At 56.4% G+C, this 26,627-nt stretch carries 26 protein-coding genes and 1 tRNA gene; 9 read left to right on the top strand and 18 right to left on the bottom strand.

Going from position 1 to position 26,627, the window contains the following annotated elements:
• Positions 1–100: 100 nt before the first annotated feature.
• Positions 101–352: a hypothetical protein gene (locus tag SJY13_RS03555; protein ID WP_085824206.1), complete on the top strand. Its 252-nt coding sequence runs from the start codon at positions 101–103 to the stop codon at positions 350–352.
• A 41-nt stretch (positions 353–393) separates the two neighbouring features.
• Here the strand turns inward: SJY13_RS03555 and SJY13_RS03550 are convergent, their stop codons facing one another.
• Positions 394–1,935 carry a helicase HerA-like domain-containing protein gene (locus SJY13_RS03550; protein WP_085824170.1) on the bottom strand — a complete coding sequence of 514 codons (1,542 nt, stop codon included), beginning with the start codon at positions 1,933–1,935 and terminating at the stop codon, positions 394–396.
• Positions 1,936–2,396: 461 nt separating this feature from the next.
• Here SJY13_RS03550 and SJY13_RS03545 point away from each other — a divergent pair, with 461 nt between their 5' ends.
• Positions 2,397–2,990 (top strand): invasion associated locus B family protein, encoded by a 594-nt coding sequence (locus tag SJY13_RS03545; RefSeq protein WP_377187750.1) that lies wholly within the window; start codon positions 2,397–2,399, stop codon positions 2,988–2,990.
• 67 nt (positions 2,991–3,057) lie between these two features.
• Here SJY13_RS03545 and SJY13_RS03540 read toward each other — a convergent pair whose 3' ends face one another.
• From SJY13_RS03540 to SJY13_RS03525, 4 genes are read right to left on the bottom strand one after another with little or no spacing between them, the layout of a single operon-like run.
• A complete protein-coding gene (locus SJY13_RS03540; RefSeq protein ID WP_085824172.1) occupies positions 3,058–4,266 on the bottom strand; it encodes a beta-ketoacyl-[acyl-carrier-protein] synthase family protein in 1,209 nt (402 codons plus the stop codon).
• Positions 4,267–4,275: 9 nt separating this feature from the next.
• On the bottom strand, positions 4,276–4,533 hold the full coding sequence (locus SJY13_RS03535; RefSeq protein WP_037306781.1) for an acyl carrier protein: 258 nt from the start codon (positions 4,531–4,533) through the stop codon (positions 4,276–4,278).
• Between the two features lie 32 nt (positions 4,534–4,565).
• On the bottom strand, positions 4,566–5,657 hold the full coding sequence (lpxD, locus tag SJY13_RS03530) for a UDP-3-O-(3-hydroxymyristoyl)glucosamine N-acyltransferase (protein ID WP_377187745.1): 1,092 nt from the start codon (positions 5,655–5,657) through the stop codon (positions 4,566–4,568).
• A gap of 35 nt (positions 5,658–5,692) precedes the next feature.
• Complete coding sequence (locus SJY13_RS03525) at positions 5,693–7,297, bottom strand: L,D-transpeptidase family protein (RefSeq protein ID WP_377187742.1); 1,605 nt, start codon at positions 7,295–7,297, stop codon at positions 5,693–5,695.
• A gap of 351 nt (positions 7,298–7,648) precedes the next feature.
• Between SJY13_RS03525 and SJY13_RS03520 the strand changes: the two genes are divergently transcribed.
• The gene (locus SJY13_RS03520) at positions 7,649–8,218 is read left to right on the top strand and encodes a YcbK family protein (RefSeq protein ID WP_085824175.1); all 570 of its coding nucleotides are present in this window, start codon (positions 7,649–7,651) and stop codon (positions 8,216–8,218) included.
• A 121-nt stretch (positions 8,219–8,339) separates the two neighbouring features.
• Here SJY13_RS03520 and SJY13_RS03515 read toward each other — a convergent pair.
• From SJY13_RS03515 to SJY13_RS03470, 10 genes are all read right to left on the bottom strand, one after another.
• Positions 8,340–8,416, bottom strand: a tRNA-Arg gene (locus SJY13_RS03515).
• 66 nt (positions 8,417–8,482) lie between these two features.
• Positions 8,483–9,703, bottom strand: a complete 1,221-nt coding sequence (locus SJY13_RS03510) for a cysteine desulfurase (RefSeq protein ID WP_377187738.1) — start codon at positions 9,701–9,703, stop codon at positions 8,483–8,485.
• Between the two features lie 12 nt (positions 9,704–9,715).
• Entirely contained in the window at positions 9,716–10,282 is a 567-nt protein-coding gene (locus SJY13_RS03505) for a YIP1 family protein (protein ID WP_377187734.1), read from the bottom strand.
• Positions 10,279–10,764, bottom strand: coding sequence for a YIP1 family protein (locus SJY13_RS03500; protein WP_377187731.1), 486 nt, complete (start codon positions 10,762–10,764; stop codon positions 10,279–10,281). Before SJY13_RS03500 ends, SJY13_RS03505 begins: the two co-directional genes overlap by 4 nt.
• Complete coding sequence (sufD, locus tag SJY13_RS03495; RefSeq protein ID WP_377187728.1) at positions 10,764–12,044, bottom strand: Fe-S cluster assembly protein SufD; 1,281 nt, start codon at positions 12,042–12,044, stop codon at positions 10,764–10,766. The genes SJY13_RS03500 and sufD overlap by 1 nt, the downstream gene beginning before the upstream one ends.
• Complete coding sequence (gene sufC / locus SJY13_RS03490) at positions 12,044–12,799, bottom strand: Fe-S cluster assembly ATPase SufC (RefSeq protein ID WP_085824180.1); 756 nt, start codon at positions 12,797–12,799, stop codon at positions 12,044–12,046. The genes sufD and sufC overlap by 1 nt, the downstream gene beginning before the upstream one ends.
• 110 nt (positions 12,800–12,909) lie before the next feature.
• Positions 12,910–13,332, bottom strand: a complete 423-nt coding sequence (locus SJY13_RS03485; protein WP_377187725.1) for a hypothetical protein — start codon at positions 13,330–13,332, stop codon at positions 12,910–12,912.
• A 2-nt stretch (positions 13,333–13,334) separates the two neighbouring features.
• Positions 13,335–14,858, bottom strand: a complete 1,524-nt coding sequence (sufB, locus tag SJY13_RS03480; RefSeq protein ID WP_377187722.1) for a Fe-S cluster assembly protein SufB — start codon at positions 14,856–14,858, stop codon at positions 13,335–13,337.
• Between the two features lie 18 nt (positions 14,859–14,876).
• Entirely contained in the window at positions 14,877–15,920 is a 1,044-nt protein-coding gene (locus SJY13_RS03475; protein ID WP_377187719.1) for a cysteine desulfurase family protein, read from the bottom strand.
• 60 nt (positions 15,921–15,980) lie between these two features.
• Entirely contained in the window at positions 15,981–16,439 is a 459-nt protein-coding gene (locus SJY13_RS03470) for a Fe-S cluster assembly transcriptional regulator IscR (protein ID WP_377187716.1), read from the bottom strand.
• 177 nt (positions 16,440–16,616) lie between these two features.
• Between SJY13_RS03470 and SJY13_RS03465 the strand changes: the two genes are divergently transcribed.
• The 6 genes from SJY13_RS03465 (at position 16,617) to SJY13_RS03440 (ending at position 22,457) form a co-directional block, all read left to right on the top strand.
• Entirely contained in the window at positions 16,617–17,270 is a 654-nt protein-coding gene (locus SJY13_RS03465) for an alpha/beta hydrolase (protein ID WP_085824185.1), read from the top strand.
• Positions 17,270–17,515, top strand: coding sequence for a hypothetical protein (locus SJY13_RS03460; protein ID WP_085824186.1), 246 nt, complete (start codon positions 17,270–17,272; stop codon positions 17,513–17,515). Before SJY13_RS03465 ends, SJY13_RS03460 begins: the two co-directional genes overlap by 1 nt.
• Positions 17,512–18,669: an HD domain-containing protein gene (locus SJY13_RS03455; RefSeq protein WP_377187712.1), complete on the top strand. Its 1,158-nt coding sequence runs from the start codon at positions 17,512–17,514 to the stop codon at positions 18,667–18,669. The genes SJY13_RS03460 and SJY13_RS03455 overlap by 4 nt, the downstream gene beginning before the upstream one ends.
• A 394-nt stretch (positions 18,670–19,063) precedes the next feature.
• Positions 19,064–19,399, top strand: a complete 336-nt coding sequence (locus tag SJY13_RS03450) for a DMT family transporter (RefSeq protein ID WP_085824188.1) — start codon at positions 19,064–19,066, stop codon at positions 19,397–19,399.
• Positions 19,400–19,475: 76 nt separating this feature from the next.
• On the top strand, positions 19,476–21,293 hold the full coding sequence (gene typA, locus SJY13_RS03445) for a translational GTPase TypA (RefSeq protein ID WP_377187708.1): 1,818 nt from the start codon (positions 19,476–19,478) through the stop codon (positions 21,291–21,293).
• 459 nt (positions 21,294–21,752) lie between these two features.
• The gene (locus SJY13_RS03440; protein WP_377187705.1) at positions 21,753–22,457 is read left to right on the top strand and encodes a hypothetical protein; all 705 of its coding nucleotides are present in this window, start codon (positions 21,753–21,755) and stop codon (positions 22,455–22,457) included.
• A gap of 143 nt (positions 22,458–22,600) precedes the next feature.
• On the opposite strand, the gene SJY13_RS03435 is transcribed toward SJY13_RS03440, so the two are convergent.
• The 3 genes from SJY13_RS03435 to alaS all read right to left on the bottom strand — a co-directional run bounded on the left by SJY13_RS03435 (position 22,601) and on the right by alaS (position 26,540).
• The gene (locus SJY13_RS03435; protein ID WP_377187703.1) at positions 22,601–23,230 is read right to left on the bottom strand and encodes a transglutaminase-like cysteine peptidase; all 630 of its coding nucleotides are present in this window, start codon (positions 23,228–23,230) and stop codon (positions 22,601–22,603) included.
• A gap of 351 nt (positions 23,231–23,581) precedes the next feature.
• Entirely contained in the window at positions 23,582–23,869 is a 288-nt protein-coding gene (locus SJY13_RS03430) for a DUF1330 domain-containing protein (RefSeq protein WP_085820598.1), read from the bottom strand.
• Between the two features lies 1 nt (position 23,870).
• Positions 23,871–26,540, bottom strand: a complete 2,670-nt coding sequence (alaS, locus tag SJY13_RS03425) for an alanine--tRNA ligase (protein ID WP_377187699.1) — start codon at positions 26,538–26,540, stop codon at positions 23,871–23,873.
• Between the last annotated feature and the right edge of the window lie 87 nt (positions 26,541–26,627).

The raw sequence follows: 26,627 nt of genomic DNA, 5'->3' as shown, positions 1-26,627 counted from the left end.
AGCTCAATACCTTGTTTAAGCAAGTGTCGGCACTCACTCACACCGAAAAGCCGATCTTTGACGATCACCAATGTTAACAAACAAGAAAAGAACGCGCCCTATGAAATCCACAACAGTCAAATTGGTCCTGACTCTGCCGGTTCTGGCGGTTTTGACAGCATGTATTCCCTCGCCCGAAGATTTGGAAACCACTCCGGTCAAAGTTCAAACCCCAAAGGGTGAGGTGACCTGTCAGCTCTATCGTCAGGACCGCGTGACCTGGGATCGCGCCATCAATTACCCGGCCACTAAAATGACGGTACCCGAGGCTGATGCCTATTGTCGTCAGGAAGGCCAGCGGCGCTTGAAGTAATGTCCTGGCGCCGAACGCTCTTGGTGTCCGGCGCCTGACACCTATCTGGCCTTAAACAACCCACCCAGAATACCACGCACGATGCGCCGGCCTGTGGTGCCTTTCAGCTCTTTGATGACGGCCTGACTCATCGCGCTGGCGAATGTGTCCTTCTGGCGTGTGACCCGGGATGATGACCGCCCAACCCTGCTGCCAGAGAACCGCCGGGCCGTGGCAAATTCGCGTTCGGCCACGGATTGCGTTTCCTCTTGTGCCTCAGCCTTTTCGGCCGCTTGCGCCGCCGCATCCGCCCGGGCCTGCAGGATTTCAAAGGCGGACTTTCTGTCCTTCAAAGTATTGTATTTCGCCGTCATCGGAGAGGCATCCATCACGGCCTGACGGTCCGCGGCTGCAATCGGTCCAAGCTGAGAACCCGGAGGTCGGATCAGCGTGCGCTCAACAATGCCCGGCACACCTTTTTTCTGCAGCATGGATGTAACCGCCTCGCCCACACCAACTTCGCGAATGGCGGCTTCGGTATCGAAGACAGGGTTCTCGCGGTAGGTTTCGGCTGCAAGACGCAGGTTCTTGCGATCCCGCGCTGTGAAAGCGCGCAACGCATGCTGAACCCGGTTGCCAAGCTGGCCGAGAATATCCTCGGGGATGTCAGCCGGGTTTTGCGAGACGAAATAAACCCCGACGCCTTTGGACCGGATCAGACGCGCGACTTGTTCGACCTTGTCCACCAGAACCTTCGGCGCATCTTCAAACAACAAATGCGCTTCATCGAAGAAGAAGACAAGCTTGGGTTTGTCGGGGTCGCCGACCTCTGGCAGCTCTTCGAACAGTTCGCTCAGTAGCCACAGCAGGAAAGTTGCATAAAGACGCGGTGCGCCCATCAGCTTGTCGGAGGCAAGGATATTGACCATCCCCTGCCCGTTTGCATCTGTGCGCATCAGATCGGCAAGCTCTAGCGCCGGTTCACCAAACAGGTTTGTCCCGCCCTGGTTTTCCAGCACCAACAAACGCCGCTGAATGGCCCCGATCGAGGCGGTCGAAACGTTGCCATAGCGCAGCGACAGTTGCGTCCGGTTCTCTCCGATCCAGACAAGAAGGGCTTGCAAGTCCTTGAGATCCAGCAGAGGCATCCCCTCTTCATCAGCTACCCGGAATGCGATGTTCAGAATACCCTCCTGCGCTTCGCTCAGGTCCATGAGGCGCGACAGCAACAAAGGGCCCATCTCGGTCACAGTGGTGCGGACGGGGTGCCCTTGCTGGCCAAACAGGTCCCAGAAGGTGACCGGGCATGCGCCATAGGAATAGTCCTGAAACCCGATTTGCGTGGCCCGGTCCTGAAAGGCTTGATGCAGCTTGTGAGTATCACTTCCCGCCTTGGCCAATCCCGACAAGTCGCCTTTTACATCCGATAGGAAAACCGGAACACCGGCCTGCGAAAACCCCTCTGCCAGAATTTGAAGGGTTACCGTTTTGCCCGTGCCTGTGGCACCGGCGATCAGCCCGTGCCGGTTGGCATATTTCAATGTTAGAGATTGAGGCTGCGCATAGTCTTCGCCCGCGCCGCCCAGAAAGATACTTTTGTCCATAAATGTAAGGCCTTGATTTCCACCGATCTGCGCCCAGCATACAAAGTTAACCTTTGACTGCGATAGTCTAATCGCTGCTTTTGCACCGAAAGGGGCAAGGCGGCAAACTTCCTCCCTGTCGACTGACCGCGCCCTCGGGCGCGGTTTTTTTAAAAGAATGCTCAGCCTTCCATTAAAATCTCAGCTTAGCAGTTGACCGATGCGATCCCCTTTCGTAACGTCTGCGCATAAATAAGTCGGCCAGTCCGACGGGGAGAAAAATTTTGAAAGGGAGCCGCTCCACCGGCTCCCTTTCTCATTCTCTGATTTCCCAGCCTGTCCCCTCTGCCTGATGGGCTGATTTGCGTAGCGTACCAGCAATAATCCGTTCACAAGGTGCGATTTGGCCCGCTTAGGACCTGACACCTTGGCCCAACGGTGCTAGACCCAGCAAAAAGATCAATCACACTGCCGAGGCATTCATGTTCAAGAACCTTCTCTCACTCAATGTTGTTGCTGCTCTACTCATGTCCGGCGCGGTCGCGGCGCAGGAAGCACAAACCGACGAAGTACAGCCCGCTCCTGCGGATAACGGCCTTGATCTGGGTCAAGCCGGACCGCGTATCGGGGAGCAGTTCACCAAAGAAACCTCGGGCGATTGGGAAGTATCCTGCATCAAGGCAGAGGCTGGTGAAGACCCCTGTGCCATGGTTCAGATTCTTAATGGACCCCAAGGCGAACCAATTGCCGAAGTCACTATTGGGAAGCTGCCCGAAGGCGGCGCTGCAGTGGCATGGGCCAGTGTGATCGTACCGCTGGAAACACTTCTTCAAGCGCAGCTGGCGTTGTCGATCGACGGTGCCCCGCGCAAATTGTACAACTATCACCATTGCCTTCCCGTCGGCTGTGTCGCGCAGCTTGGACTAAGCGATGGCGATGTCGCAGCAATGAAATCCGGCACCAAAGCTGTGCTGTCCTTGGTGCCTGCGCGTTTTCCGGATCAGGTTATGACGATGGACATGTCCCTAGCTGGCTTCACCAGCGGATTTGACGGATTGACCGTCAATCCAAACTGATCGGACTAGAAATGTAAAACGCCGCTGGTTAACATCAGCGGCGTTTTCTGTTTGGTCAGTTTACTGTTCAGACTTTTTTGAGGGCAAGCACCGCGTTCAACCCGCCAAAGGCAAACGCATTGCTTAGGGCCACATCCACCCTGGCCTCGCGGGCGTCATTGGGTACCACATCTAGCGCACATTCGGGATCGGGTTCTTCATACCCAATCGTCGGCGCAATGACGCCATCCCGCAGCGCCATGATACAGGCCAGCAATTCCACCGCGCCGGTGCCGCCGATCAGGTGACCATGCATGGATTTCGTGGATGATATCATCAGATCATCCGCATGTGGGCCGAACACATCCGCCACCGCGGCGCATTCGGTTTTATCATTTGCCGCCGTGCCCGTCCCATGGGCATTGATATAGCCGACCTGATCCGCGTTCAGCTTCGCATCCGCCAGCGCGCCCGACATCGCCCGCGCCGCGCCCTGTTTGCTGGGCATAACGATATCCGACGCATCAGACGTCATCGCAAACCCGACAACCTCGCACAGGATATCCGCGCTACGGGCTTTTGCGTGGTCGTAGTCTTCGAAGACAAAAACACCTGCGCCTTCACCTTGAACCATACCGTTACGGTTGGCGCTAAAGGGACGGCAGGCATCCTTGGACATGACGCGCAGCCCTTCCCAGGCCTTCACGCCACCAAAGCACAACATGGATTCCGAACCACCGGTCAGCATCGCCGGAGCTGCCCCGCTGCGCACCATCTGGAAAGCCAGCGCCATCGCATGGTTGGATGAGGCGCAAGCCGTCGAGACCGTAAAGCTTGGCCCCTTGAGGTTATGTTCCATCGACACATGGCTGGCTGCAGCGTTGTTCATCAGCTTAGGCACGACAAACGGATGCACCCTGTTTTTGCCATCTTCATAGACAGAGCGGTAATTGTCGTCCCATGTCGATACACCGCCCCCCGCTGTGCCCAAAACAACGCCCGAGCGGGCTGCAATATCGCCGTGGAATTCGATGCCCGACTGATCAATCGCCTCTTTTGCGGCTGTAAGAGTGAATTGAGTAAACCGATCATACAGCGTCATCTGCTGGCGGTTAAAGCGCCCTTCGGCCTCGAACCCGCGCACCTGACCACCGATCTGGATGGCAAGCCGTTCTACGTCGCGAAACTCTAGCTGCGAAATGCCGCAACGGCCTTCACGCATGGCTTCCAAAGTATCGGGGACGGAATGGCCCAGCGAGTTGATCGTCCCCGCCCCGGTAATGACAACGCGTTTCATGGGCTGGGGTCAGACCTTTTCTGACACAAGTTTTTCGATGCCTGCAATGATCGCGGCAACGTTTGAGATGTCAAAGTCACTTGCCGTAGGTTCATTGGCGTTGAATGGAATCGAAATGTCGAATTCTTCTTCAATGGCAAAGATGCTCTCGACCAGACCCAGACTGTCGATCCCCAGATCCTCGAGCGTACTTTCGGGCGTCACATCCGAAGGCTCCAGCACCGCCTGCTCAGCGATGATGGCGATGACGCGGTCGGTGATGCTCATGTCGATCCTCTGATTATCACGTTGAGTGTGATTTAATCGCTCGGGGGCTGTTTGGAAACAGCCTTTTTCAACGCCTCGACGTCACGGGCCATCCGGGGCAACCGGCGCTGGGCTTTGTAGATTTCCGTATGAGTTTCCATTTTGACGGCAGGATATCCCATGATCACACGACCGGCAGGTACGTTTGACAGGATTTTAGAGCCTCCGGCGGCAATCACGCCATCACCGATAAAGATGTTGTCGACCACGCCGGTTTGACCACCCAATACGACGTTGTTGCCAATCTCGACTGTGCCGGACACACCGGTCTGACCACACAGCAGACAATCCTGTCCCACGCGTGTGTTGTGGCCCAAATGCACGAGATTATCCAGTTTTGACCCGCTTCCGATCCGGGTATTGCGGATCGTGCCATTGTCGATCGTGCAATTGGACCCGACTTCGACATCGTCTCCGATCTCGACCGCGCCCAAAGAGTGGATGCGCAGCCAGCTTTGCGCCTGTGCGTCCCCCTGATCCCCCAGAGTTTTCCGCGCGTTTTCTGCACCTGAGACTTCGGGCGTGACATAGCTAAACCCGTCCCCTCCGATGCGGGCGCCGGGTTGCGCCACAAAGCGGTCTCCGATCCGGGCGCGGGCACCGATGCTGACCATCTCGCGCAGCAGCGCGTTTGCTCCCAGAACCACATCCATCCCGATCACACAATGTGCACCGATCACGGAGCCTTTGCCTATACGGGCCCCTGGCCCGACCACGGTCAGCGGCCCAATTGCGACATCATCTGCCAGGTCAGCGGTCGGATCAATCACGGCTGAAGGGTGAACACCAGGTGCAACACCCTGCCCGTGGTCCAGCATGCTGGTTATCCCCGCCATGGCCATGCGCGGGCGGGACACAAAGATCGCAGCCTCAAGACCCAGCGCCTGCCAATCCGCCCCATCCCACAACACCGCGGCCCGCGCAGAGCCGCCGCTCAGCGCTTCGGCGTATTTAGGTGACATGGCCATCGCCAGATCCGTCGGACCAGCATCCGCAGGCTCTGCGGCGCGGTGGATAACCAGACTGGTATCGCCCTGGCATTCTGATCCCAGAGCGTCGGCAATTTGCTGAATGGTGTACTGCATCTTGGGCTTCCCGGATTGAGGACCTGCCCCGGTGATTATCCCTGAACGTCCGGCAGGGCTACCCCCGCTTTTTGCAGAGCATCCCAGATTTTGCGATCCCGGTCATAGACATCCCGGCGATACTGAACCTCGCCTTTGGGGCCGATATAGGCCGTACGATAGATCAGGTGAACCGGAACATGCTGATCCAACTGAACAGTGGTTTCCTTGCCCGATGCCAGCACGCGGTGGAAAAACGCTTTGGGGTCTTCTTCTTGTTTGGCCAGCAATGCGTAGGCAAACTCGAACGGTTGCGCCAGTCGGATACACCCATGTGAAAACGCCCTGACCTCGCGCGCGAACAGGCTTTTCTGAGGCGTATCATGCAGATAGATGTTGTACTTGTTGGGGAACATGAACTTCACCAGCCCCAGCGCATTGCTTTTGCTGGGCGGCTGTCGCATCGCAAACGGAAAGTTCCGAGCGGTGAATTGCGTAAAGTCCACCGCACCTCGATTGACCTGCCGACCGCTGCGATCCGTGATCTGGATATGTCCAACCGCGTTGGGGTTCGATTGCAGTTTGGGCAGGTATTCCTTGGTGATAATCGAGCGCGGCACATACCAACTTGGGTTGATCACCATATGCTCCATCTCATCCGAGAATTCAGGGCTGCGGCGGTCATGGATGTTTTTGCCGATAACGGCGCGTGTTTCAAAGGTGACCAGCCCATCATCGACAATCTTGGCCGAAAAATCTGCCTGGTTGACCAGAATATGCCGCTCTCCCCGCTCTCGCGGAAGCCAGCGTTCACGTTCCAAGGCGACGTAGACGGCCTTAAGTCGATCTGAGGCGCTGCGGTTTACCTCGCTGAGCGTGCCCTGACCGGCAACCCCATCCGCCGCAAGGCCATGGTCCCCTTGAAAGGCCTGAACCGCTGCCAGCAAGGCATCGTCGAACTCTGGACTGGCTGTAGGCCTGAGGTATCCCAATGAAACCAGACGGTTACGCAGCTTGATGACATTCAGTCCAGTGTCGCCGTATTCCAGTTTAGCCACCGGGACAGTCGCACCCCAACCGCCCTGCTGTACCAGATGCTCCAGGGCAATCTTTTGCTTCATCAGTGCTTTGTATTGGTACGTCTGTGGCGCCAATTCATCAAAGTACTGCCCGTTTCCCGCGGAAATCACCCCGTGAAGATGATCCTTGGCCGATTTACGCTCAACCTTGCGCACCAAACCGTCGTCGATGTCCCGCGGACGCAGCGCGCCAGATTGAAGGTTGCGGGCGTATTCGACAAAGGCACGCGTCAGCTCGATTTCAACGGCCCCAAGGTCCCGCGTTGAACGCGCATTCTCCATCTGATCCACAAGGGTCTGCACACTGAACGCCCCCTCGGGCAACCCGTGCAAATGCGATGCAGACAAGGCTTTGATCAATCTGGCCCGGCGTACGGCATGTTCCGGCGTATCGCCGACCCAAACCGGAGAAAATCCGTTTGTTCGGTAAAATTCCGCTATTCCCGAACCGGACGGAGCGAATTCTGCCACGGCCATCTGGAACGCGGTTGCAGGCCGACTATCCGGGCTTGCGACAGCCGCTGAAGCCAGAAAACAGGCGGTGAGAAATGTACTGGTACGCGTCCGAAAAACAGAGAGCATGGGATGGCCTTGGTTAATCAATATCTTAGGTCGCAAGGATTGCGTCGATAACTATTGTTGCGCGCGGTACATCTTGTCTATTCACAAATACATCAGTTCAATGCATCTATCCGCGCGTGATGCTTGTTTGCATCGGCTGGAAAATGCCGGGCGCTAATTGCCCCCAGATTATACAAAATTGCATCACCTGCGCAAAATTCTGCCGAAAATTCCCCCTTGAAAAGGTGAATTTGAAAGACTTCTTGGCTGGCTTTCGCGACTGTGTCATAAAATCCGCATCTGGGATGGGAAAAATTAAGATCGCGCACGTAACATCGTGTGCAGGCAGGAACAGTACGGGACGAAACTGAAATGACTAAGAGCAGTACCTCGGGCTTGACCCGGCGTGCCCTATTGGGTGCATTTGCAGCTACAGCAGTCGTGGCGGCACCAACCTATTCCCATGCAGCAGGATTCCTTCGTGGCGGCGGTGATATCCGTCGAATTCGCATGTATTCCGGTCGCACAGGCGAACGTATCGACATGATATATTGGGTCGATGGTAAATACATCAAGGATGCTGTCAAAGAAGTGAACCACTTCATGCGCGATTGGCGCACCGACCAGGTCAAGGACATGGACCTACGCACCATCGATATCATGGCCGCTTCGCACAACATGCTGGACGTCAACGAACCCTACATGCTGTTGTCCGGCTATCGCTCTCCTCAGACCAACGCCATGCTGCGCTCGCGCTCGCGCCGGGTTGCCAAGAACTCTCTGCATATGCAGGGGCAAGCGGCTGATCTTCGCCTGTCATCGCGATCAGTTTCACAGATGGCGCGCGCTGCCATGTCCTGTCACGCAGGCGGAGTGGGCAAATATTCCCGTTCGAACTTTGTGCATATGGATTGCGGCGTCGTCCGGGCCTGGGGCGGTTAACAGCCCTTTCACAAGTCCAACCAACGATGAGCGCCACTTGGCGCTCTTTGTTTTTGTGCAGCACGAAAAGCTTACTCGCACAGCGCGACGCGGTTCGATCTGTTTTGATACCAGAGAGTTATGGCGCACCTGAGAGGATTCGAACCTCTGGCCTCTGCCTTCGGAGGGCAGCGCTCTATCCAGCTGAGCTACAGGTGCCTTGGCCGTTAGCTATCCTTGTTCCCGCCCGGGCGCAACTGGAAATCTGCCCGGTTTCAGCAGGTTTCACGCGAACAAATCATGCGCCAGTTCAAGCGCGTCGATCAGGGTGTCGACCTCTTCTTTTGTGTTGTACAGGCCAAAGCTGGCACGGCAGGTTGCGGTCACTCCGTAGAAATCCATCAGAGGTCCGGCACAGTGGTGACCGGCACGAACAGCAACGCCCTTTTTGTCCAGAATTGTCGACACGTCATGCGCGTGCCCTGCCCCATCCAGCGTAAAGCTGAAAATGGCGGCCTTGTCGGGTCGTGTTCCTTGAACTTGAACCCAGTTCAGACCGGTCAGCTTTTGCATGGCGTAGTCGCGTATCCCGGCCTCATGTGCGGCGATGTTCTCCATCCCCAGGTCCATCATATACTCCAGCGCCACGCCTAGACCGATAGTCTGCACGATACCCGGGGTGCCGGCCTCGAACTTCATGGGCGGGTCGTTGTAGATCACCTGATCCTTGCTGACTTCTTTGATCATGTCTCCGCCACCGATAAAAGGGCGCATCTCGGCCATGCGATCGGATTTGATGTAGATCGCGCCTGATCCGGACGGACCATAGAGTTTATGGCCTGTGATCGCGTAGAAATCGCACCCGATATCCTGAACGTCCACCGGCATGTGTACTGCACCCTGACTGCCATCGACCAGCACCGGTACACCCTTGGCATGTGCGCCTTCGGTAATTGCTTTGACATCCACCACAGTGCCCAGAACGTTGGAACACTGCGTCACGGCGACAAGCTTTGTCTTGGGACCAATCGCGTCTATCACCGCCTGCGGATCCAAGCCGCCACCGGCGTCCACATCAACCCATTTCAGGACAACACCCTGCCGTTCGCGCAGAAAATGCCAGGGCACGATGTTGGCGTGGTGTTCCATGACACTGAGGACGATTTCATCGCCGGCCTTCAATCGGGGCATGGCCCAGCCATAAGCCACAAGGTTGATCCCCTCGGTCGTGCCGGAGTTCAGGACGATTTCATCCTCGTCCGATGCCCCCAGAAACCGGGCAATTGTGCCGCGCACGGATTCGTATTTCTCGGTCGCAAGATTGGACAGGAAATGCAAACCGCGATGCACATTCGAATATTCTTCGGCATAAGCACGGGTGACGGCATCAATAACGACCTGAGGTTTTTGCGCCGAGGCGCCGTTGTCCAAATAGGTCAGCGGCTTTCCGTTTACCTGCCTCGAAAGGATCGGGAAATCCGAACGGATTTTTTGCACATCATACATAGTCTTCTTTCCCTATACGGGGCCTGCGGGCGACAACATGAGGACAAATAGCAAAGCGACAGTGCCAGAGAGCAAAATGACCCCAAATGATTTCCAAAGTGACCCGAATTTATGCGCTTCATTCAGGAAATGCAGCGTCACGTAAAGGCTCAGTACCGCTGTCGCCAACAGGAACATCAGCATCAGGAACGGAAGCTGGATTGTGACGATCAGGATCAGAAACTGTGCCGCAATCTGCAAATATTGCAGCCATACTGTAAGGATCATGATGTCATCGAACGATCCCACGCCACCCAGAAGACGACCAAAAAAGAGGAAGGTCATGATGCTGAGGAAGATCGCCCCGGCCGAACGGATCAGAATCAGGTAAATCGGATCCGGTGGCGGCAGGGCTTGGCCTGCCGGGGTCGGAATGAAGTTACCAAGCCCAACCTGAACAAGGCAATTGAGCACCACCGCCAGAAAGAAAGCCAACCACAGAACTTCGCGTCCGGGTCTAATTGCCATCAGTTGCCGTGCGGCGTCCACGGGATTGGTCAGGGTCAGGACCGCCAAGTTTGCGAAGGCTACAAAATTCATTCCGCTTGCCTTTGTGCTTGCACCAAGCCCGCTAGCCAAATCCAGACGAAGATACCAAGCCAGACAATCCCAACCAGTGTCAACGCAGGACCTGGGCCCATGAACCCGGCAACCAGACCGTTCAACAATACCAAAGGCGTAGACGACAACAGCGCCCAGAACAAGGCGACACGAGCACCATAGGCCGAGCCCCGCCCCCCGACCAGACGGGCGGCGCCGAAAGAGACGAAAGCGAGTACGTAAAAGAACAGCGGCAGGATGATGACCGACCCCAACAGAGCTCCGCCCATCAACATGTTCAGCTCCAGCCCTTCAAGATGAGCCCGGCGCGCAAGGCTTGGCAATTGCGCGATGAAAGCCACCACGCAAAAGCCCATGACAAAGACCAACGCTCTGTCTTCGCGTTGTCCAAGGTCCAACAAACGCTGCACAACCCGGCCCGGCCCGCGATACGTGGCCACGATATCCGAAGTGACAGGCATCAGCTGTGTCGCGAAAGCCAGCCTTCCAGGCGGGCTACCATGGCTTCGGCCAATGCCGCATCCTCGATCTCGTCCACCGCTTCGGCAAGGAAGGCCAATGTCAGCAAGTTGGTGGCGTCCTTGGTCGGAATCCCACGCGACCGCAGGTAGAACAAGGCCGTTTCGTCGATCGCGCCCGAGGTCGACCCGTGTGAACAGATGACATCGTCGGCATAGATCTCAAGCTCTGGCTTGGCCAGGAACTGGCTATCCTCGTCCAGCAGCAGCGACTGGCTGATCTGATACCCGTCGGTTTTCTGCGCGCCTTCCTTGACCAGAATTTTGCCCTGAAACACGCCGGTAGCTCCGTTGCGCAGCACCTTTTTGAACACCTGGCGGCTTTCGCAATTCACTGCATCATGGGTGACAAAGACTGTGTCATCGTGGTGGAAATCACCATCCCCGACGCAAGCGCCTGCAACATGGGCAACTGCGTCATCACCGGTCAGCTCAACAACCTGTTCGTTGCGCGTCAGAACGCCGTTCACTGTCAGCGTAAATGATTTGTAGACCGAGTCCTGACCCAAACGCGTGAACATATGTGTGGCCGCGCGTCGTTCATGATCCCTGCCCTGCGCACGTACATGATGCAGCACACCGCCATCAGCGATGTCGATCTCAATACATTTGTTAAAACGCGAGGCCGCCGGGCCGTTTTCCAGAATGGTCACCTCGGCGCCGCTTTCGACGCGAACAATGTGATGCAGCATGGCATCCGAGGACTCAGAACGGTGCTTGTAGATCAGGCTGATCGGCTTGGAGGGTTTTCCGGTGACATGGATGGCCACACCGTCGGCTGCAAACGCCGTATTCAGCGCCGCCAAAGGCCGCTGCACCGGGGTCTGTCCATGCAATTCCAGCACGCCGTACAGTTCCTTGGCCCAATGGATGTCCTTGCAGCAGATATCCTCGATCCGGTCGATACTAACCCCTTCCAGAACCAGATCATCCGAATGTTCGGGGCTGAACACGCCGTCCACGAAGACGATTTTCAGGCGATCAAACTCGTCAAACAGCATCGGCTCATCGGCATTAAAAAGCGCTGCGTGCGGGGCTTCGGGCGATACCAGCGTATCGGAGCGGGTGTACTTCCAATACTCATCCCGCCGACTGGGCAAGCCCATTTCCAACACACGGGCCAGCGCGTCTTCGCGCGCGGCACGGGTACACCCGGCGTCAGGCATGACCATATTGGCCAGTCGCGCCTCTGTTGCGGTTTGCTTCACTTCGGGCAGAGCCATCAGTTCACCTCGGCCAGAATGTCGGAATAGCCGTTGTTTTCAACTTCCAGCGCCAATTCGGGACCGCCGGTTTTAACGATTTTACCATCCGCCATGATATGAACAACATCCGGTTTGATATGGTCCAGCAGGCGCTGGTAATGAGTGATGACAAGGAAGCCACGGCCCGCATCGCGCAAGGCATTTACACCTTCGGCCACCAGTTTCATCGCGTCGACATCCAGACCCGAATCTGTTTCGTCTAGAATGCACATTTTAGGCTCTAACATAGCCATCTGCAGGATTTCGTTGCGTTTCTTCTCGCCGCCAGAAAAGCCTACGTTCACGGGGCGCTTTAGCATATCGGCGTCGATCTTTAGCGATTTCGCCTTTGCGCGGATTTCTTTCAGGAAGTCGGCAGCCGACATTTCCTCTTCGCCGCGTGCTTTTCGCTGCGCATTCACCGCGGTGCGCAGAAAGGTCATGTTGCCGACGCCCGGAATTTCCACCGGGTACTGGAACGCCAGGAAGATACCAGCAGCGGCTCGTTCTTCTGGTTCCATCTCAAGCAGGTCTTTATCGTTCAATTCGGCTGAACCGTCAGTTACTTCGTAACCATCACGGCCCGACAAGACATAGCTAAGCGTCGATTTGCCCGACCCGTTCGGCCCCATGATCGCATGCACTTTTCCGGCCTCAACTGTCAAATTGACGCCCTTGAGGATTTCCTTGTCTTCTTCCTCAAGTTTCACGTGCAGGTTCTTGATTTCCAGCATTTCTTACCCTTTTCTAAGGTGACCGGGCCCAGTGCGCCTCAGGTCTCAATCTCGATTGTTGTTGTCCGGGCATGTGGCATTCGTTCTGCCCGCGACCCATTCTTTCGTCATCACATTATCGCCGCTGTTCGCATCGCCAGAGAAGCGACCCCCATCCCGACAAAGAACATGGCGATCAGTACATTTCGCGCCCGCCCTTTTTTGAATCTCAGCAGTGCGTTCAATCCCCAGACGGCAAAGACCAGCAACGTCAGGGCTGAAACGCCAGCAGCAGCCAATACAGAGAGCACAAACCCCGGCATTTCATCGGCGTCCGTTTTCAGGTTCTCGTAGTTTGATGCTGTGAACGCCAAAATAGTGCTCACTACAAGGCCAAGGAGGCCGCACAGCAGTCCTCCGATGCTGCGCAAGACACGGCTGCCACCACTGCTGTTAAGCAGTGTGGGCTGCAGACTTTCGCCTCCAATCAATACTGCGGTACCTTGATTGGATTGAATGCGTTCAATCCTTTTCTGAAAATCGGGCTGGCTCACGACTACCCCACAGAACCTTCGAGGCTGATCGCAACAAGCTGTTGAGCTTCCATCGCAAATTCCATCGGCAGCGCCTGCAGGACATCCTTGCAGAACCCGTTGACCACAAGGGCCACGGCTTCTTCTTCGTCCATGCCGCGCTGACGGCAATAGAACAGCTGATCGTCATCCACCTTGGATGTGGTCGCTTCGTGTTCCACCCGGCTCGAGTTGTTCTTGACCTCGATGTAAGGCACCGTGTGGGCACCGCACTTGTCACCGATCAGCAGGCTGTCACATTGGGTATAGTTGCGGCTGTCTTTGGCCTTGGGGTGCATCGAAACCAGTCCGCGATAGGTGTTCTGCGCCTTGCCAGCGCTGATGCCCTTGGACACAATGCGTGACTTGGTGTTCTTGCCCAGATGAACCATCTTGGTGCCGGTGTCGGCCTGCTGATAGTTGTTGGCAATCGCGATTGAGTAGAACTCACCCTGACTTTCGTTGCCGCGCAGGATGCACGACGGATACTTCCATGTGACTGCCGAACCGGTTTCAACCTGGGTCCACATCACCTTGGACCGATCACCCCGGCAATCGGCGCGTTTGGTCACAAAGTTATAGATACCGCCCTTGCCGTTCTCATCCCCGGGGTACCAGTTCTGAACGGTCGAGTATTTCACCTCAGCATCTTCTTCGATGATGATCTCAACAACAGCAGCGTGCAGCTGCGCGGTATCGCGCTGTGGTGCAGTGCAGCCTTCCAAGTAGCTGACATAACTGCCCTTATCAGCAATGATCAAGGTCCGCTCGAACTGACCGGTATTTTCCGCATTGATGCGGAAGTAGGTGCTCAGTTCCATCGGGCACCGCACGCCTGGCGGGATGTAGACGAACGAGCCGTCCGAGAACACGGCCGAATTCAGCGTGGCGTAGAAGTTATCCGACACCGGAACCACCGTCCCGAGATATTTCTTGACCAGTTCCGGGTGTTCCCGGATCGCCTCAGAGATCGAGCAGAATATAACGCCCGCCTGTTTCAACTCTTTCTGGAACGTCGTGCCAACAGAAACCGAGTCAAACACTGCATCAACAGCGACCTTACGGCCTTCGGCCGGGGCATCCTCGGCCCCATCAACGCCTGCCAGAATCATCTGTTCTTTCAGCGGGATACCCAATTTTTCGTAAGTCGCCAACAACTTGGGGTCGACGTCGTCCAGCGATTTGGGCTTTTCCTCCATCGACTTGGGACGGGCATAGTAATACTGGTCCTGAAAATCGATCTTGGGATAGCTGACCATGGCCCAGTTCGGCTCATCCTTTTGGGTCCAGCGTTCGAACGCGGCAAGACGCCATTCGGTCATCCATTCCGGCTCTTCATTCTTTTCCGAGATCAGACGGACAATATCCGGGTTCACGCCTTTGGGGGCGTATTCCATCTCGATATCGGTTTCCCAGCCATATTTATAGGCTCCGCCGACTTCGCGCACCGCATCCACGGTTTCCTGATCGACACCCTCTTTTACCTGGGTCTGGTCCAAAGCGGCCATAAAACACCCTCCGTCAGATCACGCAGCACGCGCGCGATGCTTTTTCTCTTTTTCAAGCCACGTTTCGGCGAAACGCAGCACATCTTCTTCACTCGTCTGAGGGCCCAGCGAAACGCGGATTGCGCTTGCGGCCGTCCCCTCGTCATATCCCATTGCGGTCAAAACCGCGCTGGCCCGAACCTTGCCGCTGGAACAGGCTGAACCCGCGCTTACTGCAAAACCGGCCAGATCCATCTGCATCACCTGCGTCTCACCCTTCCAGCCGGGCGTTGCAAAGCACAAAGTGTTGGGCAGACGTTCGGTATCTTTCCCGACAAAAATAGTAGATTTAGAACCAGCCTCAAGGGCCATTTCTAGAATATTTCTAAATTCTTTCACCTGCTCCCAAACACCATTGGCCAAATCCCTGGCAGCGGCTTCAGCTGCGGCCCCGAACCCCGCGATTCCAATGACATTTTCGGTTCCTGACCGACGGCCCATTTCCTGGCCGCCGCCTTTGATCTGCGCTTGCAGATCAGTGCCGCGCTTTATCACCACCGCGCCAACGCCCTTGGGACCGCCCAGCTTATGTGCCGAGACCAACGCCATCTGCGCACCCAGCCAGTTAAAAGCAACGGGCAATTTGCCAAAAGCCTGAGTGGCATCGGTCACGGCAAGGCCCGCGGGCAACCTCTGTACGACTCCGGTTTCGGAATTGGCCAGTTGCACAGTGGCATTTTCCGGGTCAGGCACGGTGACCACCCCAGACAAAGAAACCGCTAGATCTTCAACAATCCAAGACCTTACAGCGTCATGTTCTATTGCAGAGCCATGTATCTCTCGGCCCGCCAAGGCCAACGACGCCCCTTCGGTTGAACCTGAAGTAAACACGATATCCGCCCCCTCGGCCCCAAAGGCTGCCGCGATCTGCGCCCTTGCCCGTTCGACCAGAGCCTTGGCAGCGCGTCCTTCGGCATGCACTGACGACGGGTTGCCGCAGACATCCATTGCAGCGATCATTGCATCGCGGGCCTCGGGCCGCAGAGGCGTCGTTGCATTGTGATCCAAGTATACACGTTTCATGGATACATCTTTTCCCAAACTCGGAAACGCCCGGCAGTCCTAAAATCCGATCGCATTGCCCTAATCATCCACAACAGCAAACAGGCTTGGCACTGCGGGACACGGCGCAAGATCATTCTTGATCACATCCGATAACCGAGTCTGATGCAGGAAGACATAGACATTCGCGCTCAGGCTCTCCCACAAGCGATTGGTCAGCGACTGGGCCCGACTACCCGAGGACGCGCCAGACGCGCCTGCGCCCTTTTGCAATGCGTCTACGGTTTCATCCACGGCGGCCAGAACTTCGACCACGCGAATTTCCGACGGTGGGCGCGCCAGACGGTACCCGCCACCCGGCCCGCGCACCGAAACCACAAGCTCTGCACGGCGGAGTTTCACAAAAAGCTGCTCAAGATAAGGCAAGGAAACATCCTGACGCTCAGATATTTCGCTGAGGGTGACCAACGTTTCAGCCGGATGAAGAGCGATGTCGGCCAAAGCAACCATCGCATAACGACCTTTGGTCGACAGCTTCATTTTGTTTACCTCATGGCAGGTTCAGCGCGAAAACATTGACGCCGCCGTCGCCAGTGCGTATCTCCGACTGGCAGCGACTTGCGCATAGTATCACAATTAGAACCGTTCTAAGGTGCCTGACGAGAACCGTCAAGTATTTCGCGGCACCAAGAAGAAAAAGACAGGACCAAAGCACACATGCCCGAGGTGATTTTTCCCGGACCCGAAGGCCGCCTGGAAGGCCGTTACCACCCGCAAAAGGAAAAAGACGCACCGATCGCTATCGTGCTTCATCCACATCCTCAGTTCGGCGGGACCATGAACAACAAGGTGGTCTATAACCTGCACTACGCGTTCTACAACATGGGCTTTACCGTGTTGCGGTTCAACTTTCGCGGCGTCGGCCGCAGCCAGGGCGAATACGATCAAGGCGTGGGCGAGCTGAGCGATGCGGCGTCGGCGCTGGATTATCTGCAGTCGATGAACAACAACTCGAAACACTGCTGGGTGGCCGGGTTCTCGTTCGGGGCGTGGATCGGCATGCAGCTATTGATGCGCCGTCCGGAAATCACCGGGTTCATCAGTGTCTCGCCGCCGGCGAACATGTATGATTTCTCGTTCCTGGCACCCTGCCCGTCGTCTGGCCTTATCATCAACGGCTCGTCCGACCGCGTGGCCCCGCCCGCAGACACCGTCTCGCTTGTGAATAAACTGCATGAGCAAAAGGGAATCACAATCACCCATAACGAAGTTGAAGGAGCCGATCACTTCTTCCAGGACCGCCATATGGATACGATGATCACCGATGTCAGCGACTATGTGAAACGCCGCCTGACCGAGACCACACGCTGATGTCCGATACCATCATCACCCTTGCGGCCAAACTGGCCGAGGACACGATGAAAGTGATGGATGAGACCGGGAATGATCGTTTTTTCGTTGAAGTGGGCGAGCTTTTGGGCGCGTCCTCTCAAACCCTGGAAGAAGCGTTCCTGACCGAAATCCGCGTGCGACTGGCCGAGCGCAAAGCCCGGCAATTCGTGGTGCGGAAACTGACTGAGCATCGAGCCAAGACGAAAGCGATCGAAAAACAATGACCGAAAGACTGTCCGCGCAGATTGAATTCCTGAAACGCGCGGACAGGCTCAAGTCAGTTGATCGCGCCAATTTCCTGCTGGACCAGTCCCGCCCTGAAAATGCAGCCGAACACAGCTGGCAGCTGGCTTTGTGGGCTCTGGCAATGGAACCCGTGGCGGATGAAGATGTCAGCATTAACCGGGTCATCCGGATGCTGTTGCTGCATGATTTGGTGGAAATCGTAGTCGGTGACCATCCCATTCACCTGCAGACAGACTGGCAGGCTCTGGAACAGGCCGAACAAGCCGCAGCAGCAGAGTTGTTCGGGCTGCTGCCCGCGGATCAAGCCGCCAGTTTTCTGGCCTTGTGGCAAGAGTTTGAGGCCGACAGGACCCCGGACGCGAAATTCGCCAAGCACCTCGACCGGTGCCAACCGATGTTTCAGGTCCTGTGCTCGCCTGCGCCAAACCCTGAACACCTTGCAATCGTCCAGAACAATCTGAACAGCGGGCGTGCGGCCTATCTGAAAACGGCACTCCCGCAGGCTTATGACGCGGCGCATCGTCTGTTGATCGGCGAGGCCCCAGCACAATCGGCATTCTCGTCCCGCCTGCCCTTTTTGGCGGAAACGGACCAGCTGAAGTCGGTCTACCGCGCCTCGCGCTTGTTGTCTGATCAGCGTTTCGAAAACTCGGCCGAGCATTCCTGGCACATTATGTTGTTTGCCTGGGTCCTGTGTGAATACGCCACGCCCGGTGTCTCTATCGACCGTGTCCTGAAAATGCTGTTGCTGCACGACATTGTCGAGATTGATGCCGGTGACCACCCGATCCACGGTCAGGTCGACCACGCGGCGCAAGAAGCTGAAGAACAGGCGGCGGCTAACAGGCTGTTCGGGATGTTGCCGACGGATCAGAGGATCAGCTATTTGGCCCTGTGGCAAGAGTTCGAAGCCGCCGACAGCCAGGATGCCCGCTTTGCCAAAGCAATCGACCGGATTCAGACGCCCATCGGCAACCTTGAAACCGGAGGTGGATCATGGGTGGATTATGACGTCACCTTCGCACAAATCGAAAAGCGCGTCGGCAATCCCATTCAACAGGGTGCACCCGATTTATGGGCTTGGCTGCGCCCTCAGCTTGTGGCGTACTTTACGGCTGAAATCCGCGTCTGACGACCCGCAAAGAAAAAGAGGCACGAATGCCTCTTTTCCCGTTTTCGGCTGGCGCCTAAACCTGTGTACTATTCAACCGTTCAACAATTTTGGCTGCGTTTTTGTCGACGGACCCCCCGTCAGCAAGCCACCCAAGCGCCACAATAAGTGCCGAAACAAAGATGACGGATTTAGCAAATAACGTCATTGTAAATACTCACCAAACAAAAAATCATTAAAAACAATACACTGATAACACAAACACAGCTGAGAAAATAGTCAGGTTATCCTGACCTGACTGTTTGCCCCAGATTTCGGGTATCGCAATCGCTAACTCTTGAGATATCCAAATTTCTCTTGCCGCAGAACTGCGTTTTGTGATCAACCAAACAAAACCCAGAACGAGATTTCTGACATGCCCAAAGCCTATCTGATTTTGTTGCTGGCGGTTGCCGCAGAGACCATCGGCACCACCGCGCTGCAGGCCAGTCAGCAGTTCAGTCGGTTCTGGCCCTCGGTTCTGGTTGTGATCAGTTACGGGATCGCTTTCTATCTGCTTGGCCTGACTTTGCGTTTCATGCCTGTCGGCATTGTCTACGCTATCTGGTCGGGCCTGGGCATCTTTCTGATAGCGATCATCGGGTATATCGCCTTTGGGCAGAAACTGGATTGGCCTGCGGTTCTTGGTCTTGCCATGATTTTGGGTGGAATCCTGATCATTCACCTGTTTTCCAAGACTGCCGGGCACTGATCGCCGGTTAGGGCTGGTATATTTTGCCGTGCCGCGTTATGCGCGCGGCAACTTCCCGTTCAAAGGCTGACCTCTCATGGACCTGCGCAATATCGCAATCATCGCTCACGTGGACCACGGCAAGACGACCCTGGTGGATGAGCTGCTCAAACAATCCGGCGCGTTCCGGGAAAACCAGGCCGTGGCAGAGCGCGCCATGGACAGCAACGATCTGGAGCGCGAGCGTGGGATCACCATCCTGGCCAAGGCCACATCGGTTGAGTGGAACGGCACGCGCGTCAACATCGTCGACACCCCTGGCCACGCCGATTTCGGCGGTGAGGTCGAACGTATCCTCAGTATGGTCGATGGCGTTGTCCTGCTGGTCGATGCCGCCGAAGGTCCGATGCCGCAGACCAAGTTTGTCACGTCCAAGGCGCTGGCGCTGGGCCTGCGTCCCATCGTGGTGCTGAACAAGGTCGACAAACCGGATGCTGAACCTGATCGCGCGCTGGACGAATGTTTCGACCTGTTCGCCAATCTGGGTGCTGATGACGACCAGCTGGATTTTCCGGCCATGTACGCCTCGGGACGGTCCGGCTGGGCGGATATGGAACTGGACGGGCCGCGCAAGGACCTTTCGGCTCTGTTCGACTTGATCGTGGACCACGTCCCTGCCCCGCAGCAGATCGAACACAAGGATGAACCCTTTCGCATGCTGGCCACAACACTGGGCAGCGATCCGTTCATCGGGCGCATTCTGACCGGCCGTGTCGAAAGCGGCACGCTGAAGGCGGGTGACAACCTCAAGGCGCTCAGCCGGGATGGCACATTGATCGAGAACTTTCGCGCGTCGAAAATTCTGGCATTCCGCGGTCTGGCGCAACAGCCCATCGACGTGGCCGAGGCCGGCGATATTGTCACCATCGCCGGTATGAGCAAGGCCACTGTGGCCAACTCACTGGTGTCACCCCAGGTCGAAGAGGGCCTGCCCGCGCAACCCATCGATCCGCCAACCATCACGGTGACGTTCGGCATCAATGATTCGCCACTGGCCGGGCGCGACGGCAAAAAGGTGCAGTCCCGTGTCATTCGCGACCGCCTGATGAAGGAGGCTGAATCTAACGTCGCCATTCGCATCACTGACACCCCCGGCGGCGAAGCCTTTGAGGTTGCCGGTCGTGGTGAATTGCAGATGGGTGTTCTGATCGAAAACATGCGCCGCGAAGGGTTCGAGCTCAGCATCTCGCGCCCACAGGTTCTGTTCCGCGAAGAAGACGGACAACGCCTTGAACCGATTGAAGAAGTCACCATCGATGTGGATGACGAATACTCAGGCTCGGTCATCGAAAAGATCACGGGTGCACGCAAGGGCGAACTGGCCGAGATGCGCCCCGCCGGGGTCGGCAAGACCCGGATCATCGCCCATGTCCCCTCGCGTGGGTTGATCGGTTATCACGGCGAATTCCTGACAGATACACGCGGAACCGGTGTCCTGAACCGCGTGTTCCACGGCTGGGCGGCGCACAAAGGACCGATCCCAGGACGTCGCGCCGGGGTTCTGATTTCGATGGAAAACGGTCAGGCTGTCGCCTATGCGCTATGGAACCTGGAAGAGCGTGGCCGCATGTTTGTTTCCCCTCAAACAGACGTCTATCAAGGCATGGTGATCGGAGAGCATTCTCGTGACAACGATCTTGAGGTTAACCCTCTGAAAGGTAAAAAACTTACCAACGTTCGGGCCAGCGGATCCGATGATGCGGTTCGGCTGACACCCCATATCCAGTTCTCGTTGGAAGAGGCGATTGCCTATATTGACGATGATGAGCTGGTTGAGGTCACTCCGAACGCGGTTCGTCTACGCAAACGCTTTCTTGATCCTCACGAACGTAAACGTATGGCGAAATCTGCTTAGTTCTGACAGTGATATAGTTCACACTATGGAAACAATGACGCATTCGTGACATATTTGCTTCCGGATTGAGTGTTTCAGAGTTCTTGGGGCCCGCCATTTTGGCGGGCTTTCTCTTTGTTTTTTATCCGTTTTCTATCGCTAGAGGATATTTCAAATATTAATTCTGGGTGAACACCTCTTGAAAATGTGACGCAAAACAGGTGTAATTATGGTTGAAGTGTGGCACAATTATAGTACCTAAAACGTGTGGCACGACGAGTTTGTGCAAGTGTTAGTAACGAGTATTGAAGGAGTGGCGCCATGCGCGTGAAATCCCGTTTATTGTCTATAATATTTTTATCTGCAGCATTTCCCCTGATCTCCGCCAGCACGGCTCATGCGGAAAGATGTAACATCAAAACAGCCAAGCAATCGGTTTCAACTGAAACCCTGTGTGATTGCACAGTCGTTGACACACGCATGTTGCGTTACATTCAACGCCGCGCTGATTTCGATGACATTCTGGCCCGTACGCTCGACAGCTGCCCTGCTTTCGCGGCGGTTCTGACCGACCTTCCAACTGCAACGACGGCGACCAATGACCGCGACGGTGATTCCAACGACGGCGGCCTGAGTGGCAGCAGCGAAAATAATGGCGGCAGCGGCAACAACGGCGGTGGCGGCAATAATGGCGGTGGCGGCAATAATGGCGGTGGCGGCAATAATGGCGGTGGCGGCAATAATGGCGGCGGCGGCAACAACGGCGGCGGCGGAAACAACGGCGGCGGCGGAAACAACGGTGGCGGCGGCAACAACGGCAACGGCAACGGCGGCAACAACGGCGGCGGCGGCAACAACGGTAACGGCAACGGCGGCAACAACGGCGGCGGTGGCAACAGCGGCAACGGCAACGGCGGCAACAACGGCGGCGGCGGCAACAGCGGTAACGGCAACGGCGGCAACAATGGCGATGGCGGCAACAGCGGCGACGGCAACGGCGGTAACAACGGCGATGGCGGCAACAGCGGCGACGGCAACGGCGGTAACAACGGCGATGGCGGCAACAGCGGCGACGGCAACGGCGGAAGCAATGACGGTGGCAACACCGGCGGATCGGGTAGTACCGGTGGCGGTGGCAACGGCGGCGGAAACGCTGGTGGTCCGGGCAGCGGCGGCACGTTCTAAACGACCAACTCTTTTGGGTGGCTATGCCAGTGCCAGGTTTGGCACCTACCCAATCTGCAAAGACAAAGGGCGACTGTTAAGTCGCCCTTTTTAGGTAGTCTGGCCCAAGTCGGACCCTGAAAAGCCTCGGTCCGAGACGTTCGTCAGCTTCGTCCGTAAATCCCAACCCACACGCTAGGCTTTCGAGGATTCTGCATCCGCAGGAACAAATACCGAGTCGCAGACCAGGGTTTGATCTGGTTGGTCAGGTTGTCCAGAACCAAATCTCCGCCTGCTGACCGGTAGACCAAAACCGCATGAGAGTTTCGTTTTGTATCAAGAACAGTTGCGATCAGCAGTTTGCTGGGGTCGACACCCGCCCTGATCAGATCTCTTTTCTTCAACAAAGCAAAATCTTCGCAATCACCGCCTTGCGACGTAGGCAATGCCCACCGCTCAGTTGTTCGGTACTGAGACTGATCCGTAACTGACCGCGTGGTCGCGTTAACCTGTCGATTGACCCGCTTAATAATCTGCATCTCTTGCCTGTTAGACAAGGAAACCGACACTTTGTTTGAGCAGGCCCAATTGTATTGACGGCACAACTGACGCGCGCCCGATGGCGGCGGCGATGCGTACGCACTTGGGATAAACTTACCTTCGGTAGCAGTAGCTTCGGAACCAATGGCCATCGATGCCAAAACCAAAGCAAATACACCGATCGCGCGACCAAAAGTCGTTGCCGACCGAGCCGTTGCAGCTCTGAGGTCAATGCTAATTGAGTTCATACCCATCCCTCGATCTCGTTTTTATCCGTTCGATTGCGGACAACACGGACCGTATTCCGATGTGGTTAAATATCGATGGACGGTGTCGTTTCTGCAATCAATAGCGAAATTGCAATCGAAAAGAGGCAGAAATTCGTCCGTCAATATGTCCATTTCTGGCAAGAATTGAGAGGCGGCTGCCACAATCTATGGGGGAAAGCATGAAATTCAACATTCACATCCACTCGTAACCGACTGAAAAATATCAAGTTGGCTTAGTAAGGCAAAAACCGAGCAACCTGTCAGGTTACCCGGCTCTACCATTGGCTGAAATCCGCCCACTCAACCCAAAGTAGGGCTCGAGTGGTCAGTTTGATTCTATTCGGTGATCTCTACAACAACCAATTCACGCTCACTTGCACCACGCGCGTGGTCCAGCGCCTGCTGGTACTCGGGGGATTCATAGCATTCGACCGCTGCGTCGACGGACGGAAAACGCGCGACGACATTGCGGGGACGCTCTTTTCCCTCAAGCTGAACATAGCGCGCCGCGCGGGCGATGAACGCGCCGCCGTGCTTGGCAATCGCAGGACCAGCCAACTCGGCATATTTTGCGTAGGCTTCCGTATCCGTTACCGTCACATGGGCAATCCAAAGTGCTGCCATTTTATCCTCCCAACACGTGTTCAGCGGCTTTGATCGCCGCTTCGGAATTAGTCGCGTCTCGGCCGCCACCCTGAGCCATATCAGGACGACCACCGCCGCCTTTACCGCCCAGCTCGACCACAGCGGCGCGAACCAGATCAACGGCAGATACCTTCCCGGTCAGATCAGATGTCACGCCCGCTGCAACAGCAGCCTTGCCGCCGGCATCCGCGATCAACAGAACTGCGCCCGATCCTAAACGACTTTTGTGTTCATCGATCAATGCGGGCAGGTCCTTGCCTGACACCCCGGTCAGGGCCTGCGCCAGAAAGGGGATGCCGTTAACGTCACGCGCCTCAGCTCCGCCCTGTCCCGATCCGCCAGCCATCGCCAAATCGCGGCGCAGCTGTGCCACTTCGTTTTGCAGCGATTTGCGCTCGTCCATCAACGATTTGACACGGCTGACCACGTCATCAGGCTGTGCCTTCAATTCGGTCGCGATCTGGCTCAGACGTTGGTCCTGCGCAGACAGGTGACGGAACGCCTCATCCCCTGTCAAAGCTTCAATGCGGCGCACGCCCGCGCTGCTGGCGCTGTCGCCCAGAACAATAAATGTCCCAATGTCGCCGGTCTGGCGCACATGGGTACCGCCGCAGAGTTCGATCGACCAGGTCTCACCATCCTGGCCCTTACCAGTGGGCGCCTTGCCCATCGACACAACCCGTACCTCATCGCCATATTTCTCACCAAACAACGCCTGAGCGCCGAGCTCACGAGCATCATCCGGTGTCATAATGCGGGTCTCTACCGAGGAATTCTGGCGGATGAAGCCATTCACCTCACGCTCGACCTTCTGAATTTCTTCCGTGCTAAGCGCCTTGGAATGGCTGAAATCAAAGCGCAACCGGTCGGAGGCGTTCAGCGAGCCGCGCTGAGCGACATGATCTCCAAGCGTTTCACGCAGCGCTTCATGCAGCAGGTGCGTTGCCGAGTGATTGGCCCGAATGGCCGTGCGGCGGGTATGATCAACCTCAAGCTCTACCGCGTCGCCCCTGGACAATGTACCGTGATCGACTGTGACCTTATGGGCATAGACTTTGCCCTCGGCAAATTTTCGGGTGTCTTCGACCCGCGCAACATCATTGCGTTCGTCAAGGCGGCGAATCTCACCGGTGTCACCAATCTGACCGCCGGCCTCGGCATAGAACGGGGTCTGGTTCACGACGACCCAACCGCTTCCACCCGCTTCGATCTGATCGACCAGAGCGCCATCCACGACCAGAGCCGCCACCTGCCCTTCGGCTTTTTCAGTGTCGTACCCCAGAAAATCCGTAGCTCCGGCTGTATCAAGCACGTCAAACCAAACCACCTGGTCCGCAGCTTCACCCGATCCTGACCAGGCCGCGCGGGCTTTGGCCTTTTGTTCGGCCATAGCGGCGTCAAAACCGTCCGTGTCTACGGTCCGGCCTTTTTCCCGCAGTGCATCTTGCGTCAAGTCCAACGGAAAGCCGTAGGTATCATAAAGTTTGAACGCGGCGTCCCCGTCCAGAGCCGCACCCTCGGGCAGGTTTGCAACCTCGTCATCCAACAGCTTCAACCCGCGATCCAAGGTCTGCTTGAACCGGGTTTCCTCTAGCAGCAAGGTTTCCTCGATCAAAGCCTGTGCCTGACCCAGTTCGGAATACTGCGCGCCCATCAATTGCACCAATGTCGGGACCAGACGGTGCATGACCGGGTCCTTCGCGCCCAACAGATGCGCATGGCGCATTGCGCGCCGCATGATCCGGCGCAGAACATATCCGCGCCCGTCGTTCGATGGCATCACCCCATCCGCAATCAGGAAAGACGTAGAACGCAGGTGATCCGCGATCACCCGGTGATGCACGTTTTGATCGCCATACGGGTCTACATTGGTGGCATTAGCCGACGCTTCAATCAGCGTTTTGAACAGGTCGGTGTCATAGTTGTCATGGCTGCCCTGCAGCAGAGCGCCGATCCGTTCCAGCCCCATGCCGGTGTCGATCGACTGCATATCCAATTCGACCATCGAGCCATCTTCGAACTGTTCGTTCTGCATGAAAACGATGTTCCAGATCTCGATGAACCGGTCACCATCTTCCTCGGGTGAGCCCGGAGGGCCACCCCAGATGTGATCGCCATGGTCATAGAATATCTCGGTACACGGGCCGCAGGGGCCTGTCGGGCCCATCTGCCAGAAATTGTCGCTGGTGGCGATGCGGATGATCCGGTCTTCGGGCACGCCAACCTTTTTCCAGATCTCGAATGCCTCTTCATCTGTGTGATACACCGTGGCCAGCAACCGGTTCTTGTCGATCCCAAATTCTTTGGTGATCAACTCCCAGGCAAAGGGGATCGCCTCGGGCTTGAAGTAGTCGCCGAAGGAAAAATTCCCCAACATTTCAAAAAATGTGTGGTGCCGTGCAGTGTACCCAACGTTGTCCAGGTCGTTATGCTTGCCGCCTGCACGCACACATTTTTGTGCCGTCGTGGCACGCTGGTAGTCGCGGGTCTCAACCCCGGTGAACAGGTTCTTGAATTGCACCATGCCCGAGTTCACGAACATCAGCGTCGGGTCGTTGCGCGGGACCAGAGGGCTGGACGCCACCACTTCGTGCCCCTGCTTGTCAAAGTAGTTCAGAAAAGTGGATCGGATATCGTTCAGCGTGGGCATGGGGCTCTCTCAGCGCGCAATAATCTTGTTCTGAGACGGGTTTATCCTTGTCCCCAAGGATAGTCCACAGGATTGGCAACTCAGCAA

The sequence above is a fragment of the Ruegeria meonggei genome (genome assembly GCF_042768335.1).
Classification (GTDB): domain Bacteria; phylum Pseudomonadota; class Alphaproteobacteria; order Rhodobacterales; family Rhodobacteraceae; genus Ruegeria; species Ruegeria meonggei.
This window is presented reverse-complemented; position numbering and strand designations above follow the sequence as displayed.